This window comes from Pyramidobacter sp. CG50-2 (genome assembly GCF_003612005.1).
In the GTDB taxonomy this organism is placed as follows: Bacteria; Synergistota; Synergistia; order Synergistales; family Dethiosulfovibrionaceae; genus Pyramidobacter.
The window spans coordinates 15,430-35,803 of record NZ_RAWT01000001.1; the positions used below are offsets into that span (position 1 = coordinate 15,430).

The window sequence follows — 20,374 nt, forward strand, 5'->3', positions numbered from 1 at the left end:
GGCCGCGGCCGCTATCGGCGGTACTCGCGCAGCAGCGCCAGCGTCGTTTCCGGCAACAGCGCCGCCAACTCCGGCTCGTCAAGGCCGCCGCGTTCCAGCAGCGCGCGCACGCGCGTGGCGCTGATCGGCGCGCCGCCGGCCTCGCAGCGGGGGATTTCCGTCACTTCGACGCCCAATGGCGGCAAAAACGCCTTCATGGCTTCGTTGTAACGCTCCGTCACGGGACTGAGCGGCTCCGTGCCGACGAAGCGCCGCGTGATGTTCATCGGTTCGGCGAAACAGCGCGCGAAAATGGTCAGGTCGAGTTCGCACTTGACGTCGCCGGCGCGCGCCTTGTCCTTGAGGAAATAATCGGGGAACGTCGCCGCCGAGATCAGATAATCTCCGGTCGGATGCACAGCGACGTTTTTCAGGTACGCGGTGCCGCGGCGCACCATCTCCAGCCGCAGCGCCGCGGGGAAAAGGCTCTTTTCCGCCGAAAGCACGAAGACGTGCAGAAAATCGCACTGCGACGCCGCCGTCTCCATCAGGTAGCGATGCCCTTTCGTGAACGGATTGCAGTTCACCACCACGGCGCCGATCACGCCGTCCCGGACGGGACGTTCCAGCGAAGCGACGAAGCGCTTCACGCCGTCGCGGCGGTTTTCCATCAGCAGCACGTCGGCGGTCTCCGCCATCGGGAAAAATCCCAGATCGTCGAAGATCTGCCGGTTCGACGGCTTCGTGAACACGAACAGATGAGTCAGCCCCGCCTGGATCGCGTCGGTCACGACCTCGCTCACGACCGACGCCGCCAGCCCCTCGCCCTGACGCGCCGCGCTGACGCCGACGCACTTGATCACCGCGCCCTGGCGCGACGCCGTGGCGACCACCTCGCCCTCCTCGTCGCAGGCGCAGGCCGTCATCTCCACGCCGTCGTCGTAGTCCAGCCCCAGCGACGCCAGAAATTTTTCGATCCGTTCCAGCGTTCTGCCCTTGAACGGACGCCCTTGCATCATATCCATCGGCTCAGTCCTCCCTTCGCAAGTTCGAATCGTCTCATTGATTCTACACTACCCCGCGGCGAAACAAAAGATTGCCGCGCTCATTCGGGCTTCGGTTGTGATATGATGAACTGCGAAAATTCGCTCTTTTTCCCCAACAAAGAATTTCACCGGAGGTTCTGCCATGAATCTGAAAAAACTGCTGATCGTGGTCTGGCTGACGGCCTGCGGCGCCGCCGAGGCCGCCGCGCCGACGGCGGATGCGCTGGACGCTGCCGAGTCGTCGTCCGTCGGCGGCGCCGATGTCAACGTCGCCGGCACGAACCGCTGGACGCCATTGACGCTCGCGCTCTGCGCCGGCGGGGACACGGCCGCCGCCGAAGCGCTTCTGGCCGCCGGGGCCGACGTCAACGCCCGCAGCAAAGAGCGCTGGACGCCGCTGATGTTCGCGCTGCGCTTCGACAAACCCGCCGCGTTCGTCGCCAGGCTGCTCACGCAATACCATGCGCTGGCGTCGGCCGAGAGCGAAGACGGCACGACGGCGATGATGATCGCCTGTCAGTACGCAAGCGATCCCGCCGTCGTCGAAGCGCTTTACGCCGCCGACGCCGACGCCGTGCAGCCGCGCCGCGGCGGAGACTGCCCGATCCATTTCGCCGCCCGCAACGCCACGGACGGCGCGCCCGGCATCATCGCGTTCCTGCTCAACAGCCGCGCGGACGCGAACCAGGCGAACGACGCCGGCTGGACGCCGCTGATGACGGCCGCCCGCTTCAGCACGAGGACCGACGTCATCGACGCGCTGGTAGCCGCTGGGGCCGACGTCAACGCCCGCAATCGCGACGGTCTGACCGCGCTGATGCTCGCCGCCGCCAACGAAGCGCCCGCGGCCGTGGCGATCGCAAAAAAGCTCCTGGACGCCGGCGCCGATCCGGAAACGGCCGACCGCTCCGGCCGCACCGCCGCGCTGGTGGCCGTGCGCAGCGGCCATTCCGCGGCGATGGTCCGCTTTCTCGACCGTGAACTGACGCCCCGCAGCGTCGCCCGGCAGACGGCGCTCCTTGCGGTCCTGCCCGTCTGCCGCACGGTGAAAGAATGCGCCCGGCTCGTGAGCGTCCGCGGCGAACGAGCGCCGCTTTCCGCGCCCCGGCCGACGCGCCGCGCCGCTTCCCCCGCTCTCGTCAACAAGGCGTCCGGCCGTTCGCCGCAGCCGGCCGCCGGACAGAGATCACGCTTTATAGAAGCTCCGGCGCTGGCCGCCGTGTCGCGGAACACGCGCCTGCTCTCGCGCCCGGCGCTGCGCGCCGCGCGCATCCGCGCTTCGGCGGCGCTGTCCGCGTCCGCCAAACGCCGCCGTCTCAAAAAGCTGAACGCCGCGCTGAAGCGCGACCCGGCCCGCGTCACGCCGCTGATGCTCGCCGCCGCCAATCCCAACGCCGCCGCGCCGGAGATCATCGCCTATCTGCTCGAAAAAGGCGAAGCGCTCGAAGCCAGGGACGGCGAAGGACGCACGGCGCTGATCTGCGCCGTGCGCTACAACCCCAGCCCGCTGGCGGCGGAAGCCCTGCTGAACGCCGGCGCCGACCCGCGCGCCACGATCAACGGCAACGGCCTGCGCCGCCTGCTCCGCTTCAACGAGCGCATGAGCCCCCAAGACAAAAAGCGTCTGCTGCGCCTGCTCCGCGAAAAGCTGGCCCGCTGACGCCGCGCCGTATAAAAAAGCTCGAAGCGGCAGGGCCGCTTCGAGCTTTTTTTGTTTGTTTGCGCGCCTCTTTTCCTGTCCCCGCCTTACCGCCGCTGCGCCAGCAGGCGCTCGACGATCTGCCCGACGCCGCCCTCGCCGTTCGGCGGGGCGATAATATCGGCCTGTTCTTTCAGCTCTCTTGCGCCGTTTTCCATCGCTACGCGGATGCCGGCGGCCCGGAACAGCTCGAGGTCGTTGTAGTTGTCGCCGAACGCGGCGATCTCCTCGCGGGCGACGCCGAAGCGCCGCGCCACCATCGCCAGCGCCAGTCCCTTGTTCGCCTGCGGCGCCAGCGCTTCGATCTGGCGCTCGCTGGAGCGCGTCACGTAGAGCCGGGGACCGAAGCGCGCCGTCAGATCGCCGTGCAGCGCCTCGACCTGCTGCGGCGTCAGAAGCGCGAGAAGTTTTTCCGGCCGTTCGCCGCATTTCGCCGCCAGGTCGGGGACGAGCTCCACCGACGCGCCCGTGCGCCGTTTCAGGGCGTCGAGCGCATCGGAGCTTTCTTCGGCGAAGCAGACGTCGCCGACGTAAAACCACGGCTTCGCCCCCGCCGCGCGAAAACGGTCCAGCGCCTCGCGCGCCAGTCCCGGTTCGAAGCCGACGCGGCGCAGGTACGTCTCCGACCGGCTCATGCGCACGACCGCGCCGTTGACGCAGATCACCGGCTGGTCGCCCGGCGCCGTCAAAGCGTACCTGCGCCCGCCCGCGAACAGCCGCCCCGTGCAGATCACCACGCGCACGCCCAGGGACGCCGCTTTTTCCAGCGCCGCGCGGTTGCGCTCCGGCATGGACAGGCCGCCGGGGGCCAGCAGCGTGCCGTCGAGATCGGTCGCGATCATCCTGATCATCGTTTTTCCTCCGCTCCGTTCTTTTCGCCAAAAAGGCGCCGTTTCTCCCGTCCATTATAGATGAAAGAAGCGCCGCCGCCCAGACTTCAGATTTTTTCGGACGGGAAATTGCTTCTTTTCAACAGCGCCCAAATCGGTTATTATACCAACAAATCGTTAAATATGAATTTGCTGTTTCCCGTAAGGAGGAACTATTGTGAGCGTAGAAATCGCCCGCTGGGTCGCGTCCGCGATCGAACTGATCAGTATCTTCATCATCGCCTGGGGCGTGCTGCTGGCCCTGTACCGCATCGTGGCGCTGGCGCTGGAAAACTACCGCGTCGACGTCGACATGCGCGGCGGCTGGCTGCGGCTGCGCCGCACTTTCGGCGAGATCATGCTGCTCGGGCTGCAGTTTCTCGTCGCCGCCGACATCATCCTGACGATCTGCAACCCCGATCTGCAGACGGTCAGCGTCCTCGCCGCCATCGTCATCATCCGCGTCGTGCTCAGCGTCTCGCTGGGCAAGGAGATCCACGGCCTGGAAGAGCGCGACGCCGACGCCAAGCGTCACGCGCCGCCGCGCTACGAATAATACTATTTCTCAATTAAAAGGCCGAACATAAGGGCGCTGCGGGGGAGATTCACAAAGCGAGCTGCGCAGACTGCGCAGCGGTCGAGAGAGTTCTGAGCGACTGAACTCCCTCGCAGCGCCCTGCAAACTATGTTAACGCTTTTTATCAAGAAATAGTATCAGCCCGTCCCCGCGTAAAAAAAATTCCGCCGCGCTTCCAGCTGCCTCGAAGCGCGGCGGAATTTTTACCGTCCGGCAAGTCTTAGCCGGCGGCGGGCATCCGCCCCTTCAAGCGCGTGCGCCGTTCCCTGCCCGGGTCTTTCCAGTCCGCCAGATCGGGAACGGAGATCTGTTCCATCTCGATGTCCCCGTCTTCGCTCAGCCCCACGGCCTGATAGCTGTCGAGCGTCGAACTCTCCGTGATCCGATAATCCTCGCCCACGGCGCTGTCGTACACGCGCACGTCCAGCGCGTAGCCCGGCTCGCGCCCGCTCTGCAGGTCGGCCTCGAGGTTCAGCGCCGAATAGACCGCGCGCCAGGGATCGAACCAGTAAAACGCCCCGTAGGCAGGGCGCAGCGTCGCCAGGTGGCAAAACGCCTCGTGCTCGTAATAGCTCAGCCGGTACAGTTCGAGGTCGCGGACCTGCGACCCTTCTTCGCCGACGGCTACGATCAGGCGCTCGCCCTTGGGCGAAATGCCGACGTCGCGGATCCTCTCCGGCTCGCCCACGAAAAAAGCCGCCGTCAGCGCCGGATCGTCGGCCTCGGCGTTGTCCTGCGAGAGCGTGAAGACGTAGAGCACGGGGATCTCCCCGGCCGGATCCCCTTCGCCGCCGGCGACGAACCAGTAATAGTCCACCCTCACCGCTTCGTCGTCGAACGGAGAGAAAGCGTCCGGGAACTGTCCCTGGCGAAGCTCGACGGCGTATTCCCTGCGCTCGCGCCCCTCGCCGGCAAACACGCGGCCGTTTTCGGCATCGACGCTGAACACCGCTTTCGGCGTCCGCCACCACTCGCCGGGCTTCCAGCCCGGCAGCCAGCAATAGGTGCGCTCCGAGCGCAGCGCCCCGTTTTCCTCGGGGCCGCCGGCCGCCCACTGCGACGCGTCGTCCACGTAATAATGCGCCATGGTGACGAAGCCGTCGCAGTAACCCATCATCGCGTACTCGTCCGTCGGCGTGGCCGCTTTGAGCGTCTGCGAACGGCGGCTGTCCGCGTCGAAAAGGCGCACGGAGAGATAACCGGCTTCCGCGCCTTCAAGGCCGGGCTTCTTCATCTTCGCGTCGTCGAACGACGTGTAGACGAAGCGGCGTTCGTCCACCCAGACGGGGCCGCCCCAGTCGACGATGGAACCGCGCACCGAGGTCAGCGGCTTCATCTGCGCAAAATCATAGACGCGGTTGACGCGCCCGGCCTCGCCGTCGGGCACCGAAAGCACGAATCTGGCCGCGTCGGGCGAAGCGGCCACGCAGGCGCCGTCGAATCCGCCCTGCAGGGGCAGCAGCGCGCTCTGGCGCCCGTCCGGCGCAAAAAACGCCACGCCGGACTCGGGAAGCGCCTCGTCCGTCGCGTTCGGATCGAGCGCCGCCCAGTAATACCGCGTTTCGCCGCCCGATTTGACCTCGTGAAGTTCGAAGCCGAGTTCGGTCTTCCGTCCCGGTTCCAGCTTGTACACCCTGCCTTCGCCGGGATCCGCCGCGTAGAGTTCCCGCGTTTTCGCCGGCGCGGCGAAAGCCGGCGAAACGGATACCAGCGCCGCGAGAACTCCCACGATCAGTTTCCTTGCCTTCATCGATCTCACGCCTTTCTCGATTCCGCCCGGCGTTTTTCGACGGCCGGACGCTGACGAAAAGATTGTTTTCCGTTCCCTTATCTTATCAGAAAAAAGGTCCGCGGCCTCACCTGAAAAGGCGATTTTTTCGCCTCCTGCGTCTTTTCGCGAAACGCGCCGGCGTGATATGATTACAGCCGTAGATCGGGAATCCGAAAACTCCGGCCGCGCGGCCGGAGCGTCGTGACTTTTTGAGGAGGAATCTTCCATGAAAAAAATTCTCGCGCTCGCGGCGACGCTGGCGATGGCCGCGACGGCGTCCGCCGCCCCAGTCGACGCCGGTTTTTTCACCGCCGAGACGCCGTCCGCAGGCTGGACGCTCCAGGCGGACGGCGAAAACTCCGCCGCGCTTGCGTCTCCCGACAAAGCGATCGTCTTCACGGTGACGAAAATGCCCGCGGCGGGCACGCCGTTGCATGACGCCGCATCCCGCATGGCCGAAGCGCACGGCTCTCAGGACCTCGTCAGGATGGAGGGCGAAGGCGAAGCCTGGGAATACACCGGCGCGGCCAACGGCCAGCCCCTGTACGCCCAAGTTTTCGACCTCGGCGGCGGCGCGTACGGCTGCATCACCATCGTCGGCGATCACGGGAGCGACGCGGCCACCGACGTGTTCAATTCCATTGCGTTCAAATAGAGAAACAGTCAGGACCTCCCGGCGGGGAGGCCCTTTTTAAATGAGCGATTTTTGGCGACCGCGCGCAAAGGTGCTAAGATATTCACGGTTTTCATTTGGGAAAAACCTTTTTCCGCCATCGCTGCATATACTTCTTTAAGGAGGCTCTTTTTATGAAAAAATTATTCATCGTCATTCTTTTTTTTACGCTTCTAGCTCCGGCCGTCTACGCCAAGGAAGTTGACGGAGGCTTTTTCGTCGCCGACATCCCTTCGGGCTGGACCATGAAAAAGCAGGCCCCTGCGGTCATTCTCGCCTCGCCCAAGCGCGATACGATCGTCACCGTCGCGAAAGCCCCGACCGAAGGGCACAGCGTCAGGGAAATAGCCGAAGCCGCCTGTAAGGAAATGGAAGGCGAGGATTTTGAAGAGCTTGGCGACGAAAGTTACGACTACGCCGCCGAAGTCGACGGCACTCCGCTGTACGTCCAGATTTACGGCTCCGGTGAAGAAGGAGAGTGCGCCGTGATCACTATCTGGGGGGAACAGAGCGATTCCGCGGCGGCGGTTTTTGATTCGATTCAGATGAAATAGCCGTGCGGGATCCGCGCCATGAAAAAAAATCTTCGTTTTTTCCTCGCCCTGACGCTTCTCTGCCCGCTCGTCCTGCCGCGGCAGGCTGCGGCGCTGGAAAAGTTTATCGTCGTCAATAAAAATCCGGCCCCGATTTTTGTCGCCATCTCATGGTACGACGATCCGAGCGCCCGCTGGAAAACCATGGGCTGGGCAGCCATCGAACCGGACAAAAGCGCCGTTTACAACCTGAAAAGCAGCATCGACGTGATTTTCTATTATGCCGAAGAAGTCGGCATGAAGCACACCTGGGACGGAGACGATATGGCAGGCGCCCAGGTGCGCTTCGTCCGCGCCGAGGGCTTCGCCTACAGCGAAGACCAGGCCTGCCCGGGCAACAACCGACGCGTCGTCGTCTTCCGCCCGCTCGATGTCGGCGATGGCGAAGAGTACACGCTGACGCTGAGACGATAGGCGAACGCCATGAAAAAATCTCTCTGCCTTTCGACTCTTTTTTTCAGTCTGGTCACTTCTTCGCCGGCGCTGGAAATCAGGCCCGTACTGCCGGCGTGGTTCGTCCAGAAGCATAGTGACCTTGAAACCATCGCCATCGCGCCGCGCTGGTTTCTAGAGGAGCACACGGCTTCCCTGATGCGCGACTATTTTGGCGAAGAAACGGCGGCGCTGCCCCTCAAGGCAGTGCTGCCCCCATGGTTTGCCAAACAGCGTGCCAAGCCGCCGGAACTTGACATTGCCGAATTTGCGAGATCCATCGGCAATATCTGGCAGCAGGACAAAAAACTTGTCATCCCTGCGCCGCCGCCCGAAAAACGCGCCAAACTGAGCGGTGGGCTGCCGGACTGGTACACATCGGCCCAACCGCGGCACGACACGGAAAGCCTGCTGCTGCCTTCATGGTTCCGCGCCCGAGGGACAACGAAAACGACCAATCGGGAAACGCCGCCAGCGCCCCATATTTCCTGGCTGACCCAGTTGCTCGATAATCCCCTCACCCCCACCACCGAAGACCTGTCACAAAAACAGGATCGTCGCGTCAAAAACGCGCCCCCAGGCAACTACGTTCAGCTGAAAACCGCGCTGGAACCGCACGTTCGCATGCTGGAGAGGGAAATCACCATTCCCATCAGCGCCAATCTTCACGAAAGCGCCATCGAGAAATATCTCGACGAGCTTATGTTCGACTGGATCATCAAAAGTTATCATTTTGATTACGATGACGAAAAGCTCCACCTGCGGCTTGTCTATTATGACTGGTATCGTTGCTGGCGCGGCGCGCAAAATCCGGAGGTGTGGTCCGAGCTGAGCGAGCGCGACCGGGAAACCGTCATGGCCGCCTGGGCTCTGATCGATACGCTCGCAAGCTCCGGCGGCGACCGTGACCGGCTTACGCTGATCAAAGGCTTTCATGATTTTCTCGTCGCCTCGGCACGCTACAGCGATCGTCCACGCTACCGCACTAAAGGCGCAAACCTCGACGATTATCATCAAACGCCCGACCGCGAAGCCCATTCCGTTCTGGTCGACAAAGAAGGTATCTGTGAAAGCTACGCCTCCGCTTTTCAGCTGATGTGCCGGCTGTCAGGCGTAGAATGCATTCTTGTGCACGGAAAGGGCGGCAAGCCTGCCGAACCGCACGCATGGAACATGGTCCGCCTCGGCGGACGCTGGCGTCACATTGACGTGACATTCGACGACCCGCTGCCCGACTCGCCGGAGGAAATCATCCGCGACTACTTCATGCTTACCGACTCGCAGATCAGGAACGATCACGAATGGGACTCGAGTTATCCGCGCACGAATTGACGCAGTTTCGATAATTCAAAGACTACAAATAGGAAAATACCGCCTCTTCGGGCTCAACCTTTTTTCGTCGAAAATCGGTATCGGGCAGCTGTCGATCGGTCGTTCGCCTTTGCGCATTGAGCGCCGTACGGGGAAGAAACCGCAAGGTCGAGACCGCGAATGTTCCACGTAAAGCATTTTATCGTTTATGATAAGCCGATGTATTGATTTAAGGGAGCTTCAGCCCGATGCCGAAATCACCTCTTCGGGTGATGCTTTTCCGCCGCGCCGTGATAGGATAAGCTCCAGAAAAAGAAATTTCGCCGCACGGAGGTGAGACGACCATGACGGCACTGGAAGGCGGCGTCGGGCAGGGGCTGGGGCATCTGCTTTTTCTCGCGGTCCTGTGCGGATGGAGCTGGTCGCTGCAGCGCCGCGTCGTTCATCCGGCGCTGCGCCGCGGCATGCAGGGAACGGCGCTGCTGCTGTTTTTCTGGATCGCGCTGCGGGCGACGCAGTTTTTGGCGGCGTTCAATCTGCCCATGGCCCGCGACCGGTGGCAGGCATACCGCCTCATGCAGACGGCGGCGCTGCGCGGCATGGACGTTGTCAGTTGGCTGATCTTCGCGCTGCTGCCGTGGCTCGATCTGATGATCCTGCGCGTTTCCTCGCAGCCGCTCGACGCGCCGCCGCTGGACCGGGCGCTGACGCTCCACCTGACGGTTTCGCTGGCGCTGTGGCTGGCGGCGGTCCTGCCGCTGGCCGCGGGGGCGAAAAAAATCCTCGTCGGCTGGATCGCGCTCTCGACGCTGTGCTTCGCCGCCGGATTGATCAAAAACGCCGCCTCGCCGGCCCGCGCCCGCCGCGCCGCCGCGCCGATCGCGATCCTCGTCGCTTTCGCGCTCTACGTCTGGCTGTATTTCGTCAAACGGCCCGCCTGGCTGCCGGGCGGCGGCTTTATTTTCGCCACGGCCGTCGCGGTCTTCCTCTTCTGGGAAAGCTGCCTGCGCAGCGGCGCGCTTCCCTGCAACAGCCGCTACGAGGAACTGTTCGCGCTCGCCCCGGCGCGGATGTGGATCGAGGACGAACGGGGAACGCCCGTCTACCGCACCCGCCTCGCCCCGCCCCGTCCGGGCGCGGACGCGCCGCCGGGGACGCAGCGCCGTTCGTGGCCGCTGCGCGGCGGCTCGGTCCTGTGGGAGGAGGACGTGAGCGAACTCCTGGCGCTTCAGGAAAAACTGCGCGAACTGACGCGCGAACGCGAACGCGGCAACCGCCTACTGGCGCAGCGCAATCAGATCCGCGGCCGCCTGCTGGAACTGCGCTGGCAGAACCGCCTCTGCGCCGAAGTCGAACGACGCATGCAGGACAAGATCGAAGCGGCGCGCCGGCTTCTCGCGGCCATTCCCGAACGCCCCGCCGCGGGAGATCGCGAAACGGTCCGCCGCGCTCTCGCCCGTCTGGGCGTGCTGATCTGCGCCGTAAAGCGCAAGAGTCATCTGTTCCTGAAAAGCAAACAGTCGAACCGGCTGCCGCTGGCCGAGATCATGCAGGCCGCCATGGAATCGGCCCGCTGCGCCGCGCCGGCCGGCGTGGACTGCGCCCCGTTCTGCGCCGAAAGCGGCGCCGTGCCGGCGCGGACAGGCATGTTCGTCTACGATCTGTTCGAGGAAGCGCTGGAATGCTGCCTGACGGCCGCGCCCGCGTCGCTGCTGATGCGGCTGCGGCGCGCCGGCGACGAATTGGAACTGCGTCTCGTGATCGAAAGCGCGCAGCCGCCCGACGAAGCGGCGCTTTTACCGCCGCCGCTGCGGGAAACGCTGCGCCGTCTGGGCGGCGCGTATCGTCTCGAACGCGACGAGGGCAGCCTGTACGCGACCTGCCGCTTGCCGCTTCCCGCCGACGGAAAGGAGGCGCGCCCATGAACGAGCTGCTGGCGTTCGACGCCTTTTTCCGTATCGCCCTGATGGGGCTGACCGCTCTGGCGCTGCTGTTCGAAGTTTTTCTGTCGCTGGAGCTGGCCTTGCAGCGGAAACGCCCCGGCCTGCGCGCCGAGCGCTTCGGAGAATTCTTGACCGGTTTGTATTTGTTGGGCGCTTTTGCGCTGCTTCTCTCCGTCCACTGCCGCGGCTACGCGGGGACGGAGGCCGTTTTCCCGCTGACGCCGTGGCGGTGGCTGAGCGCCGTCCCGCTTGTCGTTTTCGGCGTCGTCTCGCGCCGGTCGATGTTTTTGCCGGGCGCGTTTTTCGCGTTCGCCGCGCTGCCCTGCTTCGACCGCGCGCGCTTTTTCGCGCCGCTGTTCGTCCTCGGGCTGCCGTTCTTCGCGCTGCGGGCCGCCTGGTGCGACGCCCGCGCGCGGCGCGAACGCCGCCGTTCCGTCGCGCGCCACTCCATCAAGGAAGCGCTCGACCGGCTGCCGGACGGCGTTCTGTTCAGCGATCCCACGGGCCGCCCCGTGCTCGCCAACCGGCAGATGCTGCTTCTGGCCGAAACGCTCACGGCCCGGCCGCTGCGCGACGGCGAGGCGTTCTGGCAGGCGCTGAACGGCGGCGCGCTCCGCGAGGGCGTCGAGCGGATCGCGCTCGCGGATGCGCTGCTGTTCCGCGCCGACGGCCAGTCGTGGGAATTTTCGCGCCGCCTGCTCGACGTGGAGGGACGCGCGTTCAGCGCGATCTTCGCCGCCTGCGTGACCGAGACCGACCGGCTCACGCGCGAGCTGCAAAAGCTTCACGAAGAACTGGCCGCGCGCGCCGAAGAGCTGCGCGAAGCCGGAGCGGCGCTTGCCGCCGTCAAACGCGAGCAGGAGCTGGCGCGTCTGCAGAGCCGCATCCACGACATGGCGGGACACCGCATCTACCTGATGCAGCAGTACCTGCAGCGCGGCGGCGAAAATTTCCGCGACCTCGAGCGTTTCCTGCCGCTCCTCTCCGGCCTGATCGACGACCTGCGCGCCGACGTCACGGCGCCCGCCGCGCGGCTGCTGGCCGACCTGCAGCGGTCGTTCGGCTTCATCGGCGTCGAACTGAGCGTGGAAGGCCGGCTCCCCGGCGACGGGCGGCAGGCTGCGGTACTGATCAAGATCCTGCGCGAAGCCTCGACCAACGCCGTCAAACACGCGGGCGCGTCCCGCGTCGAGGCGCGGATCGAGCGCACCGGCGCGGGGCTGGCGATGCGCGTCGCCAACGACGGCGCGCCCTTTGACGGCGACCGGCCGCTCAAAGAAAACCAGGGGCTGGCCGGCATGCGCCGCCTCGCCGCCGAAGCGGGGGGCACGCTGGAGATCGCGACTTCGCCGCGCTTCACCGTGACCGTAAACCTGCCGCCGGAAGAGCGCGAGGCATAAAAAAGGAAGCCCCGGCCGTTCCGGAGCTTCCGCTCATATTTTCGTGTTGATGAAACCGTTGGAGACGGCGAAGATCGCCAGCTTGGCGACGCTCTCGTAGCCCGTTTTCGAGAGGATGTTCGAAAAGTGCGTCTTCACCGAGTTGACCGTGATGTTCAGCCGCTCGGCGATCTCCCGGCGCGACAGCCCGTCGCAGATCAGCACCAGCACCTCGCGCTCGCGCCGCGTCAGCTCGCCGAAGTTGAGAACTTCCTCGCGTCGTCCCGGATAGACGCTTTTGCCCGCGCAGGTGTCGCGGATCACGCCGGCCAGGCCGTCCACGTCCAGATCCTTGTAGACGAAGCTGTCGGCTCCCGCCTCGCGGGCCCGTTCGACGAACGTCACCTCCGGCAGCCCCGTCATCATCACCACGCGCACCTGCGGGAAGCGTTTTTTGATCGCCGCCGCCGCGTCCAGCCCGCTGGAATCGTTCTCGGTGCACACGTCCATCAGCACCAGATCGGGAGACGTCCTCTCGCAGTACAGTTCCGCCAGCGCCGCGTCGGCGATGGCGGCGATGACGTTGAAATCCTCGACGCCGTCCAGGCTGTTTTTCAGCGCGTCGCGCACCATCGTCTGATCTTCGACGATCATGATTCGGACCATATCCTTCGCCTCCGCCCGGCGTTCGAGATTTTTTTCCGCCGCGTTGCGCGCTTCGACACTTTTTGCATTCCACGGCACAACGCGGACGAAAAATTTCGATTGCTTCCATCGGCGTTATTTTATCAGGATTCAAAAATTTATGCAGGGTGATTTTTCAATCCGTTCGTGCTAACATATTTTTTCGATAAGTTATGAAAATCGCAAACCGGCATCGTTCAATCCATTTATTCTATTTAAGGAGGCTTCACTGCGCATGAAAAGGAAATCGCTGCTGCTCTTCACCGCCGCCGTCTGCGCCGGAGCGCTGAACGCCGCGCCCGCAAGCGCGATCAGCAAGGAACATCTGATCGGACACGCCGAATACTACGTGCGCGAGTTCGAGAAAGAGGTGGAACGCCAGCGCGGCGGCGAAAAGGCGGTCTGGCGCGGCAAGCAGGACGCGCTCAGCCGCGTGCAGGCGCTCAAGCTCCAGTACCCCGACGATCCCAAGGTCGAAGAGCTGTTCCAGCGCACCAAGAGCGCGCTGATGAAGAGCAAGGGGGACTACATCCAGATCACCCCCGAGATGACCGCCTACCTACGCACGGAGGAGAATCTGCGCCGCGAGATCGCCGCGCTGGGCAAAAAGGCGTGGGACGAGAAGCTCGCCGAATATCGGGACACGCTGATCGACAAACCGTTCCCCGCGCCCGACTCCAAACAGATCGCCGTCAGCGACCTGGAAGGCAAATACGTCGTGCTCGACGACGTGCAGTACCCGCAGCACCAGTTCTACGGCGCGACCGGCGAGTACGTTTTCGCCGGCAAGCCGTCCGCCGGCTATTACTTCGTCGACATCGGCAGCCGCGCCTGGCTTGGGCCTTACGAGGCCGCCAAACGCTTCCGCCGCCAGGTGGACACCGAACTCGAAGAGGCGAAGAGCTGGACCGTGCTCGGCAAGATCACCGACATCACCGCCGAGATCCCCGAAGCCGGCGAGAAAAAAGTCGGCGGCTTCCAGTACGGCTGGGTGGTCACGCCCGTGGCGCTGTACGTCCCGGGGCACGTCATGGCCTATCACACGCCGGACGGCGAGGCGGGCGGCGCGTTCGCCGGCGAAGACATCGTCGCGGAGAGGAAAAAGAGCTGGTACAGCGTCGCGTCCGTTCCCGCGGACGTCTCGCCCGAACGGCTGATGGAGATCTACGTCGCCGCCATCAAGGAAAAGAACTACGACCTTTACCGCGAGTGCATCTACCCCGACTGCTACAAGGAAGACACCGGCAAGGGACTGCTTTCCTACCACTGGGACCTGCATCAGGGGCGCTTCCACGGCGAGTACGTGCACGTCACCTTCGGCCAGGCGAAGATCAGCGTGCTGAAAGGCTTCGACGACAAAAACGACCTGGAGAACTTCTTCCTCGACGCCGGTCAGAAAGAAACCCTGAACAAAGTCGGCGGCACGAAGATCGAAGAAGCCGTCGTCGAGACCCGCGCCTGGGACGCAAACGGCAAAGCCGTCGGTTCGCCGCATCCGCACCGCCTACGCCGCGAAGGCGGCGGGCGCTGGTACGTTTACGACTACCAGCCGCGCTTTTAACCCCCGAGAGGAGCTGAAGAAAAATGTTCCCTTCCGCAAAAAGACTGACCGCCGTCCTGATCTTTTGCCTGAGCGCCGCGCTGCCCGCCGCCGCGCAGGAACCGTCCGAGGCGCAGAGGCCCAACGACCTTGCCTTCTGCAAAGGCTGTATCGCGCAGGAACTCAGCGCCCGCGCCGCGCTCGTCAAGGGCGACGCTTTTCTCTACCCCGACCGCGACGCCGATCTGAGGCAGTACGTGAACTTCATGTATTCGCCGGCAACGCTCTCGCCCGCGCTGAATTTCACCGGCACGCCGGAGGAGATCCAGCGCTGCCGGGAGATCGCCGAAGCTTTTCAGCGCTACAACGAGACCTTCCTCTGCCGGACCACGTTAGGCCGCACGCTCAACATCCTCGCCGGCAACCGGGCCGTCATCCGCGCCAAGAAGCTGAACGACTCCTTCCAGTGGTTCGAAGAGATGGGGCCGGCCTACAGAGGGCACATGAACGGCTACGACGCCGCCTACCGCAAGTTCGTCGAAGCCGCCCAAAAGCTGAAGAACAACGTCGATCTGAAGGGCGTGAAAGCGAGCGGCCCTTATCCCTGGAACGTCGATTTCGTCGACGTCTTCAATTACGCCGGCCTGAACGAATACGCGCTGAAAGTCCTGCGCGCCCAGCCCTACTTCGAGAACGAGATGCGCGTCCTCGACTCGCAGATCGTCGCCTGCAGCGACTCGAAACTGAACGAGCAGAAAAGCATGTTCGAAGCGCTCAAGAAAGAATGGGAGAAAGCCCACGCCTCGTTCAGCCAGGCGAAAGAAGCCGTGCTGAAACTGCCCGGTTACGCCGAGATCCAGCCCATCGTCGACGCCGACGAAAAGATCCTGCTCAACGCGTTCGATCTGCTCGACGGAGCGCTGACGACCATCGAATCCCTGAACGACGGCGACACCATCGGCGGCAGCCTGCGCGCGTGGAAGAACGTCGCCGCCACCGCCTTCGACACCGGCGATTCCATTTCCAGCGGCGGCGGTCCCGTCTACACGCGCCGCCTGCGCAAAAGCCTGACCGAGCTGCGCCGCATCTGGAACGACTCCGTCGTGCACCTCGATGTCGCCTACGGCGGCTCGCAAGGCTGGCACACGATGAAATATTAAAGGGGAGGCACAAAAAATGAAAATCCCGCGCGCCCTCGTTCTGGCGCTGCTCCTCGCCGCAGGTTCGGCCGCGGCGAGTAGCGCCGTCACCGTGGCCGAAGTGATCCAGTCGGGCGGCGAATATCGGGGCAAGATCGCCACGCTCCTGCTGCCGAAAGGCTGGAAGAAAGGCACGTTCGACACCGACCGCTGGCTCGACTTCAAGGCCCCGACCGGCAGGATCACCACCAAGACGCTGCGCTTCTCGCAGGAGAGCCTCTATTCCCACTCGCCCGAAGAGTTTCAGCAGAAGATCGCCGCCGCCGCCGCGAAAAAAGCGGGCGCGCCGTTGCAGTCGGCGCTGATCGACGACATTCCCTTCACGTTCTACGTGACGCCGTCGAAATATCAGGACAAGCGCGTCCCCGGCACGCAGTACGACATGATCCTGTGGGCCGACTGGCCCCGCAGGGAAGAACCGGCCAACAACGAATTCCGCGACGCCATGAACATCTCCATCCTGGAGCGCCCGCTGCTCGGCTCCGACGCGCAGACGGCGCTGAAGCCCGAACAGGTCGGCGAACTGCTGCGCAAGGGCATCCTTCCCGACGTGGAGATCATGGCCATCCTGCACAGCATTGCCTTTGCCGAGAGCCCGGCCAAACGCTACCACGCGCGCTTCGCCGCCATCCGCCGCCAGGCGCAGGAGCAGAAAGACGCCGCCGCCGCGGTGACGCGCCTGATCGCCGTCGGCAGACTGGCCGGCACCTGGGTCCCCGCCGAGCTGCGCGTGAATGGCCGTACGCTGACCGGCGCCGAGATGGAAGAAGCCGCCGCCGGCCGCCTGCGCACCGTCATCTTCAGCACCGATGGGACCTACCGCTTCGAGCCGCGTGACGAGACGTGGAAGCCCGACGACAAAGGCGGCTACATGCTCGGCGACTTCAGCGGCCGCCTCTGGGTCGAGAACAACGGCCTCGTCAACTTCCGCGACGCCGACGGCTATCACTTCGTCTTCCGCAAGCTGCCCAACGAGTTCCCCAGCGATCCCGAGCTGCTGGCCGCCGCCGTCGGAGAGTGGACGCCGGTGGAACTGATCGCCGGCGGCAAAGACGCCATGGGCGACGAACTCGAGCGCGCCGCCCGGCTGGCCCGCGCGCCGCTGGCGCCGCTCTCCGTGCGCGCCGACGGCACGCTGTTCGACGACAGGAAGTTCGGCTCGTGGAAACTCGAAAACAACAACTTCGTCATGACGTTCGAAAACTATCAGTTCGTCCTGCGCGGCGCGCACATCGAGAACCTCGCCGCCGACGGCGCGCGCGTGATCTACGCGCGCCAGGGCGAAGAGCGCCGCTTCAAGTCCGTTTTCATGAGCGAACTGCTGGCGGCCGAAGCGGCGGCGGCCGAGAGCGAACCGCTCATCGGCCGCTGGGAGCCCGCAGGCGTGACGAAAAACGGCGAAGAAATGCCCAAGAGCATCGCCAGCGACAACTACCGCGCCAACGCCCGTCCCATCTGGATCCGCTCCGACGGCACGGTCTTCGCGGACGGGCGCGACTGCGGCGCGTGGACAAACGAAAGCGGCGTTTACACGTTCAGTCTCAAGAGTTTGCTCGCCCAGGCCGAACTCAAGTTCGAAAACGGAAAGCTGACGCGCGGCTTTTCCGGCGGCGTCGTCGTGATCTACAAAAAACTGCCGTTCGCGCTCCAGTAAGGAATGTTCTTTTCGCCCCGCGAGGCCGAAACGTTTCGCGGGGCGTTTTTTTTCGTTCCGCGCGGGACGAAAAAATCTTTCCGCGCCGCCGCGGACGAACGCGGCGCGGTTTTCACCCCTTCGGGTGATGCCTTTTCGCGGCGGCGCGTTTATGATAGCGGCAAGAACGTCGATCAGGCTGCCTTTTTTCCGCGCGCGTTTTTCATTTTTCAAAAGCGGAAAAGCCTCGAAAACCGACAAAAACCCCGTGCATGAAACGGCTTTTTATGTTAATCTTACGATGATGTTAACAAAGAATAATTTCTCGGGGAAACTTGAGAAAGAAATCTGAGAGGGGTGCTGAAAATGGGACTTTTCAAAGCGATCGGCGGCGCCATGGGAGACGTGCTTTCCGACCAGTGGCGCGAATACTTTTACTGCGACGCGATGGAACGCGATGTGCTCGTCGAACGCGGCTACAAACGCAAGGGCAAGCGCGGCAACAACAAAGGCGGCGACAACATCATCAGCAACGGCTCGATCATCTCCGTGGCCGACGGTCAGTGCATGATCGTCGTCGACCAGGGAAAAGTCGTCGAGCTCTGCGCCGAACCGGGCGAGTTCGTCTACGACACGTCCAGCGAGCCGAGCATCTTCTACGGCGGGCTCGGGCACGGCCTCAAGGAAAGCTTCAAGACCATCGGCAAGCGCATTTCCTTCGGCGGCGAAGCGCCCAAGGAGCAGCGCGTCTACTACTTCAACACCAAGGAGATCATGGGCAACCGTTACGGCACGGCCAACCCCGTTCCGTTCCGCGTCGTCGACAGCAACATCGGCCTCGACATCGACATCGCCATCCGCTGCAACGGCGAATATTCCTACCGCATCACCAACCCGATGCTGTTCTACACCAACGTCTGCGGCAACGTGAACGAAGTCTACACGCGCGACCAGATCGACAGCCAGCTCAAGACCGAGCTGCTGACGGCGCTGCAGCCCGCCTTCGCCCGCCTTTCCGAACAGGGCATCCGTTACAGCTCCCTGCCCGCTCACACCATGGAAATGGCCAAGGCGCTGAACGACATCCTTTCCGAACAGTGGGGCGCCCTGCGCGGCATCGAGATCGTGGCTTTCGGCGTGAACTCCGTCAAGGCGTCCGAAGAGGACGAGAAGATGATCAAGGAAATGCAGCGCAGCGCCGTGCTCCGCAATCCCAACATGATGGCCGCCCATCTCGGCCAGGCGCAGGCCGACGCCATGCGCGCCGCCGCCTCCAACACGGCGACGGGGCCGATGTTCGCCTTCGCCGGCATGAACATGGCCTCTCAGGCCGGCGGCATGAACGCGGCCAATCTGTTCGCCATGGGCGCGCAGCAGCAGCACGCCGCCCCCGCCCCGCAGGCCGCGAAGCCGGCGCCGGCTCCCGTTCCCGCCGGCTGGAAGTGCGGCGCGTGCGGACACGACGGCAATCGCGGCAAGTTCTGCTCGGAGTGCGGCGCCCCTCAGCCCGCGCCGGCTTCGGCCGAAGGCTGGACCTGCCCGACCTGCGGCCACGTCAACAAGGGCAAGTTCTGCCCCGAATGCGGCGCCAGAAAGCCCGCCGGCGAACCGCTCTACCGATGCGACAAGTGCGGCTGGGAGCCCAAGGATCCCCATCATCCGCCCAAGTTCTGCCCCGAGTGCGGCGATCCCTTCGACGAAAACGACAACGTCGCCAAATAAAGGATTTTCCGCAGAGTTTCCGTATCGCGCTCGAAAGGAGAAAATTTCATGGAAGAAAAATCGGCCTTTCAGGATGAGCAGGAACCTGTACGGGTCCGAACCAAGGACGAGACCGACAAGAAATGCCCGCAGTGCGGCGGCGTCATGGAGTTCGACCCCGCCACGGGCGGCATGAAATGTCCCTACTGCGAATACGCCGAAGAGATCGCGGCCGGCGAGGCCGCCCGCGAGATCGACTTCGAAGACGCAGAAGACCGCGCCAGTCACGACTGGGGCGCCGCCAAGAAAAGGGTCCTCTGCGAGTCCTGCGGCGCGGAAACGATCTACGACGCGCTCGAGGTCGCCAACGAATGCCCTTACTGTGGTTCCAACCAGGTCATGGAAGTGCAGGACGACGACACCATGGCCCCCGGCGGCGTCTGCCCGTTCAAGATCGACAAGAAGACCGCCGGCGCGAACTTCAAGCGCTGGATCGCCGGCAAACTGTTCTGCCCGTCGCTGGCCAAGCAGAAGGCGCGTCCCGACGCCTTCCACGGCGTCTATCTGCCTTACTGGACCTTCGACACGCAGACCGAGTCCGAGTACGACGGGCGCTACGGCATCTACCGCACGGTCAGGGAGGCCGACGGCAAAACCCGCACGGTCACCGACTGGTACTACACTTCCGGCGATTACAGCGAATTCGTCAACGATCATCCCGTGCTCGCCACGGCGCGCCACGACGCCTCGATCCTGAACGAGATCCTGCCCTTCGACACCGAGGCTAACGTCGCTTATAACCCCCGATACCTGGCCGGCTACGCCGCCGAACGCTACTCCGTCGGCCTCAACGACGGCTGGGAACAGGGACGCGAAGAGATCCACGACCATCTCGAACGCCAGGTCGAGCAGAAGATCCGCTGCGAATGCCGCGCCGACACGGTCGCCAACGTCAACGTACAGACCAGCTACGACGACCTCAAGTTCAAGTATCTGCTGCTGCCGGTGTGGCTGTCGTCGTTCCGCTACAACGGCAAGGTCTACAACTTCATGGTCAACGGCCAGACCGGACGGGTCGGCGGCAAGTCGCCGATCTCGGCGCTCCGCGTCGCCATCGCCGTGCTCCTGACCGCCGCGGTCATCGGCGGCGCCTGGTACTTCATCAACAAAAGATCGGCGCCGCCGGCCGTGCGGTCGTCCTTCCAAGGTCCGGCACGGACGTTCGATTCGACGCGGTCGACCGCCGCTTTGCCGGAGGATTTCGCACGTCGGCTGAAAATGTTCCACGTGGAACATTCTTGGTGTTAAACGGGCTTCCGTTCAGTCGTAAGCTCGTTTTCCGCAT

The 20,374-nt window shown here is 63.8% G+C and carries 18 protein-coding genes; 14 read left to right on the forward strand and 4 right to left on the reverse strand.

Translation table 11 applies throughout. The features are described from left to right. Positions 1-11: 11 nt before the first annotated feature. Positions 12-1,004: a [citrate (pro-3S)-lyase] ligase gene (gene citC, locus D7D26_RS00045; protein WP_120371537.1), complete on the reverse strand. Its 993-nt coding sequence runs from the start codon at positions 1,002-1,004 to the stop codon at positions 12-14. A gap of 163 nt (positions 1,005-1,167) precedes the next feature. Here citC and D7D26_RS00050 point away from each other — a divergent pair, with 163 nt between their 5' ends. After that, positions 1,168-2,685 carry an ankyrin repeat domain-containing protein gene (locus D7D26_RS00050; RefSeq protein ID WP_120371538.1) on the forward strand — a complete coding sequence of 506 codons (1,518 nt, stop codon included), beginning with the start codon at positions 1,168-1,170 and terminating at the stop codon, positions 2,683-2,685. Between the two features lie 86 nt (positions 2,686-2,771). On the opposite strand, the gene D7D26_RS00055 is transcribed toward D7D26_RS00050, so the two are convergent. Continuing rightward, entirely contained in the window at positions 2,772-3,575 is an 804-nt protein-coding gene (locus D7D26_RS00055; RefSeq protein WP_120371539.1) for a Cof-type HAD-IIB family hydrolase, read from the reverse strand. Between the two features lie 196 nt (positions 3,576-3,771). On the opposite strand from D7D26_RS00055, the gene D7D26_RS00060 reads away from it, so the two are divergent. Then, on the forward strand, positions 3,772-4,149 hold the full coding sequence (locus tag D7D26_RS00060) for a DUF1622 domain-containing protein (RefSeq protein ID WP_078016200.1): 378 nt from the start codon (positions 3,772-3,774) through the stop codon (positions 4,147-4,149). Between the two features lie 241 nt (positions 4,150-4,390). Here the strand turns inward: D7D26_RS00060 and D7D26_RS00065 are convergent, their stop codons facing one another. Then, entirely contained in the window at positions 4,391-5,920 is a 1,530-nt protein-coding gene (locus D7D26_RS00065; RefSeq protein ID WP_120371540.1) for a hypothetical protein, read from the reverse strand. A gap of 247 nt (positions 5,921-6,167) precedes the next feature. Here D7D26_RS00065 and D7D26_RS00070 point away from each other — a divergent pair, with 247 nt between their 5' ends. The 6 genes from D7D26_RS00070 (at position 6,168) to D7D26_RS00095 (ending at position 12,293) form a co-directional block, all read left to right on the forward strand. Then, positions 6,168-6,596 carry a hypothetical protein gene (locus tag D7D26_RS00070; protein ID WP_120371541.1) on the forward strand — a complete coding sequence of 143 codons (429 nt, stop codon included), beginning with the start codon at positions 6,168-6,170 and terminating at the stop codon, positions 6,594-6,596. 152 nt (positions 6,597-6,748) lie between these two features. After that, a complete protein-coding gene (locus D7D26_RS00075; protein ID WP_120371542.1) occupies positions 6,749-7,168 on the forward strand; it encodes a hypothetical protein in 420 nt (139 codons plus the stop codon). A gap of 18 nt (positions 7,169-7,186) precedes the next feature. Further along, positions 7,187-7,621, forward strand: a complete 435-nt coding sequence (locus tag D7D26_RS00080; RefSeq protein ID WP_120371543.1) for a DUF1036 domain-containing protein — start codon at positions 7,187-7,189, stop codon at positions 7,619-7,621. Between the two features lie 9 nt (positions 7,622-7,630). Further along, positions 7,631-8,971: a transglutaminase domain-containing protein gene (locus D7D26_RS00085; RefSeq protein WP_120371544.1), complete on the forward strand. Its 1,341-nt coding sequence runs from the start codon at positions 7,631-7,633 to the stop codon at positions 8,969-8,971. A 323-nt stretch (positions 8,972-9,294) separates the two neighbouring features. Beyond that, positions 9,295-10,875, forward strand: coding sequence for a hypothetical protein (locus D7D26_RS00090; protein ID WP_120371545.1), 1,581 nt, complete (start codon positions 9,295-9,297; stop codon positions 10,873-10,875). Next, complete coding sequence (locus D7D26_RS00095; protein ID WP_120371546.1) at positions 10,872-12,293, forward strand: sensor histidine kinase; 1,422 nt, start codon at positions 10,872-10,874, stop codon at positions 12,291-12,293. The genes D7D26_RS00090 and D7D26_RS00095 overlap by 4 nt, the downstream gene beginning before the upstream one ends. A gap of 33 nt (positions 12,294-12,326) precedes the next feature. Here the strand turns inward: D7D26_RS00095 and D7D26_RS00100 are convergent, their stop codons facing one another. Further along, positions 12,327-12,938 (reverse strand): response regulator transcription factor, encoded by a 612-nt coding sequence (locus tag D7D26_RS00100; protein WP_147413011.1) that lies wholly within the window; start codon positions 12,936-12,938, stop codon positions 12,327-12,329. 253 nt (positions 12,939-13,191) lie between these two features. Between D7D26_RS00100 and D7D26_RS00105 the strand changes: the two genes are divergently transcribed. The 6 genes from D7D26_RS00105 to D7D26_RS00130 all read left to right on the forward strand — a co-directional run bounded on the left by D7D26_RS00105 (position 13,192) and on the right by D7D26_RS00130 (position 20,337). Continuing rightward, on the forward strand, positions 13,192-14,517 hold the full coding sequence (locus D7D26_RS00105; protein WP_233543407.1) for a hypothetical protein: 1,326 nt from the start codon (positions 13,192-13,194) through the stop codon (positions 14,515-14,517). A gap of 23 nt (positions 14,518-14,540) precedes the next feature. Further along, positions 14,541-15,656, forward strand: coding sequence for a hypothetical protein (locus D7D26_RS12205; RefSeq protein ID WP_158606200.1), 1,116 nt, complete (start codon positions 14,541-14,543; stop codon positions 15,654-15,656). A gap of 16 nt (positions 15,657-15,672) precedes the next feature. Further along, positions 15,673-17,349, forward strand: coding sequence for a hypothetical protein (locus tag D7D26_RS00115; RefSeq protein WP_120371549.1), 1,677 nt, complete (start codon positions 15,673-15,675; stop codon positions 17,347-17,349). Between the two features lie 127 nt (positions 17,350-17,476). After that, positions 17,477-17,680: a hypothetical protein gene (locus tag D7D26_RS12095; RefSeq protein WP_147413012.1), complete on the forward strand. Its 204-nt coding sequence runs from the start codon at positions 17,477-17,479 to the stop codon at positions 17,678-17,680. A 14-nt stretch (positions 17,681-17,694) separates the two neighbouring features. Next, positions 17,695-19,050, forward strand: a complete 1,356-nt coding sequence (locus D7D26_RS00125) for an SPFH domain-containing protein (RefSeq protein ID WP_120371551.1) — start codon at positions 17,695-17,697, stop codon at positions 19,048-19,050. A gap of 48 nt (positions 19,051-19,098) precedes the next feature. Then, positions 19,099-20,337: a hypothetical protein gene (locus D7D26_RS00130; RefSeq protein ID WP_120371552.1), complete on the forward strand. Its 1,239-nt coding sequence runs from the start codon at positions 19,099-19,101 to the stop codon at positions 20,335-20,337. Positions 20,338-20,374 lie beyond the last annotated feature (37 nt).

Excerpts from the sequence above, each read along its gene's own strand:
- citC (WP_120371537.1), bottom strand. The coding sequence starts at position 1,004 with ATGGATATGATGCAAGGGCGTCCGTTCAAGGGCAGAACGCTGGAACGG.
- D7D26_RS00050 (WP_120371538.1), top strand. The coding sequence starts at position 1,168 with ATGAATCTGAAAAAACTGCTGATCGTGGTCTGGCTGACGGCCTGCGGC.
- D7D26_RS00055 (WP_120371539.1), bottom strand. The coding sequence starts at position 3,575 with ATGATCAGGATGATCGCGACCGATCTCGACGGCACGCTGCTGGCCCCC.
- D7D26_RS00065 (WP_120371540.1), bottom strand. The coding sequence starts at position 5,920 with ATGAAGGCAAGGAAACTGATCGTGGGAGTTCTCGCGGCGCTGGTATCC.
- D7D26_RS00070 (WP_120371541.1), top strand. The coding sequence starts at position 6,168 with ATGAAAAAAATTCTCGCGCTCGCGGCGACGCTGGCGATGGCCGCGACG.
- D7D26_RS00075 (WP_120371542.1), top strand. The coding sequence starts at position 6,749 with ATGAAAAAATTATTCATCGTCATTCTTTTTTTTACGCTTCTAGCTCCG.
- D7D26_RS00080 (WP_120371543.1), top strand. The coding sequence starts at position 7,187 with ATGAAAAAAAATCTTCGTTTTTTCCTCGCCCTGACGCTTCTCTGCCCG.
- D7D26_RS00085 (WP_120371544.1), top strand. The coding sequence starts at position 7,631 with ATGAAAAAATCTCTCTGCCTTTCGACTCTTTTTTTCAGTCTGGTCACT.
- D7D26_RS00090 (WP_120371545.1), top strand. The coding sequence starts at position 9,295 with ATGACGGCACTGGAAGGCGGCGTCGGGCAGGGGCTGGGGCATCTGCTT.
- D7D26_RS00095 (WP_120371546.1), top strand. The coding sequence starts at position 10,872 with ATGAACGAGCTGCTGGCGTTCGACGCCTTTTTCCGTATCGCCCTGATG.
- D7D26_RS00100 (WP_147413011.1), bottom strand. The coding sequence starts at position 12,938 with ATGGTCCGAATCATGATCGTCGAAGATCAGACGATGGTGCGCGACGCG.
- D7D26_RS00105 (WP_233543407.1), top strand. The coding sequence starts at position 13,192 with ATGAAAAGGAAATCGCTGCTGCTCTTCACCGCCGCCGTCTGCGCCGGA.
- D7D26_RS12205 (WP_158606200.1), top strand. The coding sequence starts at position 14,541 with ATGTTCCCTTCCGCAAAAAGACTGACCGCCGTCCTGATCTTTTGCCTG.
- D7D26_RS00115 (WP_120371549.1), top strand. The coding sequence starts at position 15,673 with ATGAAAATCCCGCGCGCCCTCGTTCTGGCGCTGCTCCTCGCCGCAGGT.
- D7D26_RS12095 (WP_147413012.1), top strand. The coding sequence starts at position 17,477 with ATGCCTTTTCGCGGCGGCGCGTTTATGATAGCGGCAAGAACGTCGATC.
- D7D26_RS00125 (WP_120371551.1), top strand. The coding sequence starts at position 17,695 with ATGGGACTTTTCAAAGCGATCGGCGGCGCCATGGGAGACGTGCTTTCC.
- D7D26_RS00130 (WP_120371552.1), top strand. The coding sequence starts at position 19,099 with ATGGAAGAAAAATCGGCCTTTCAGGATGAGCAGGAACCTGTACGGGTC.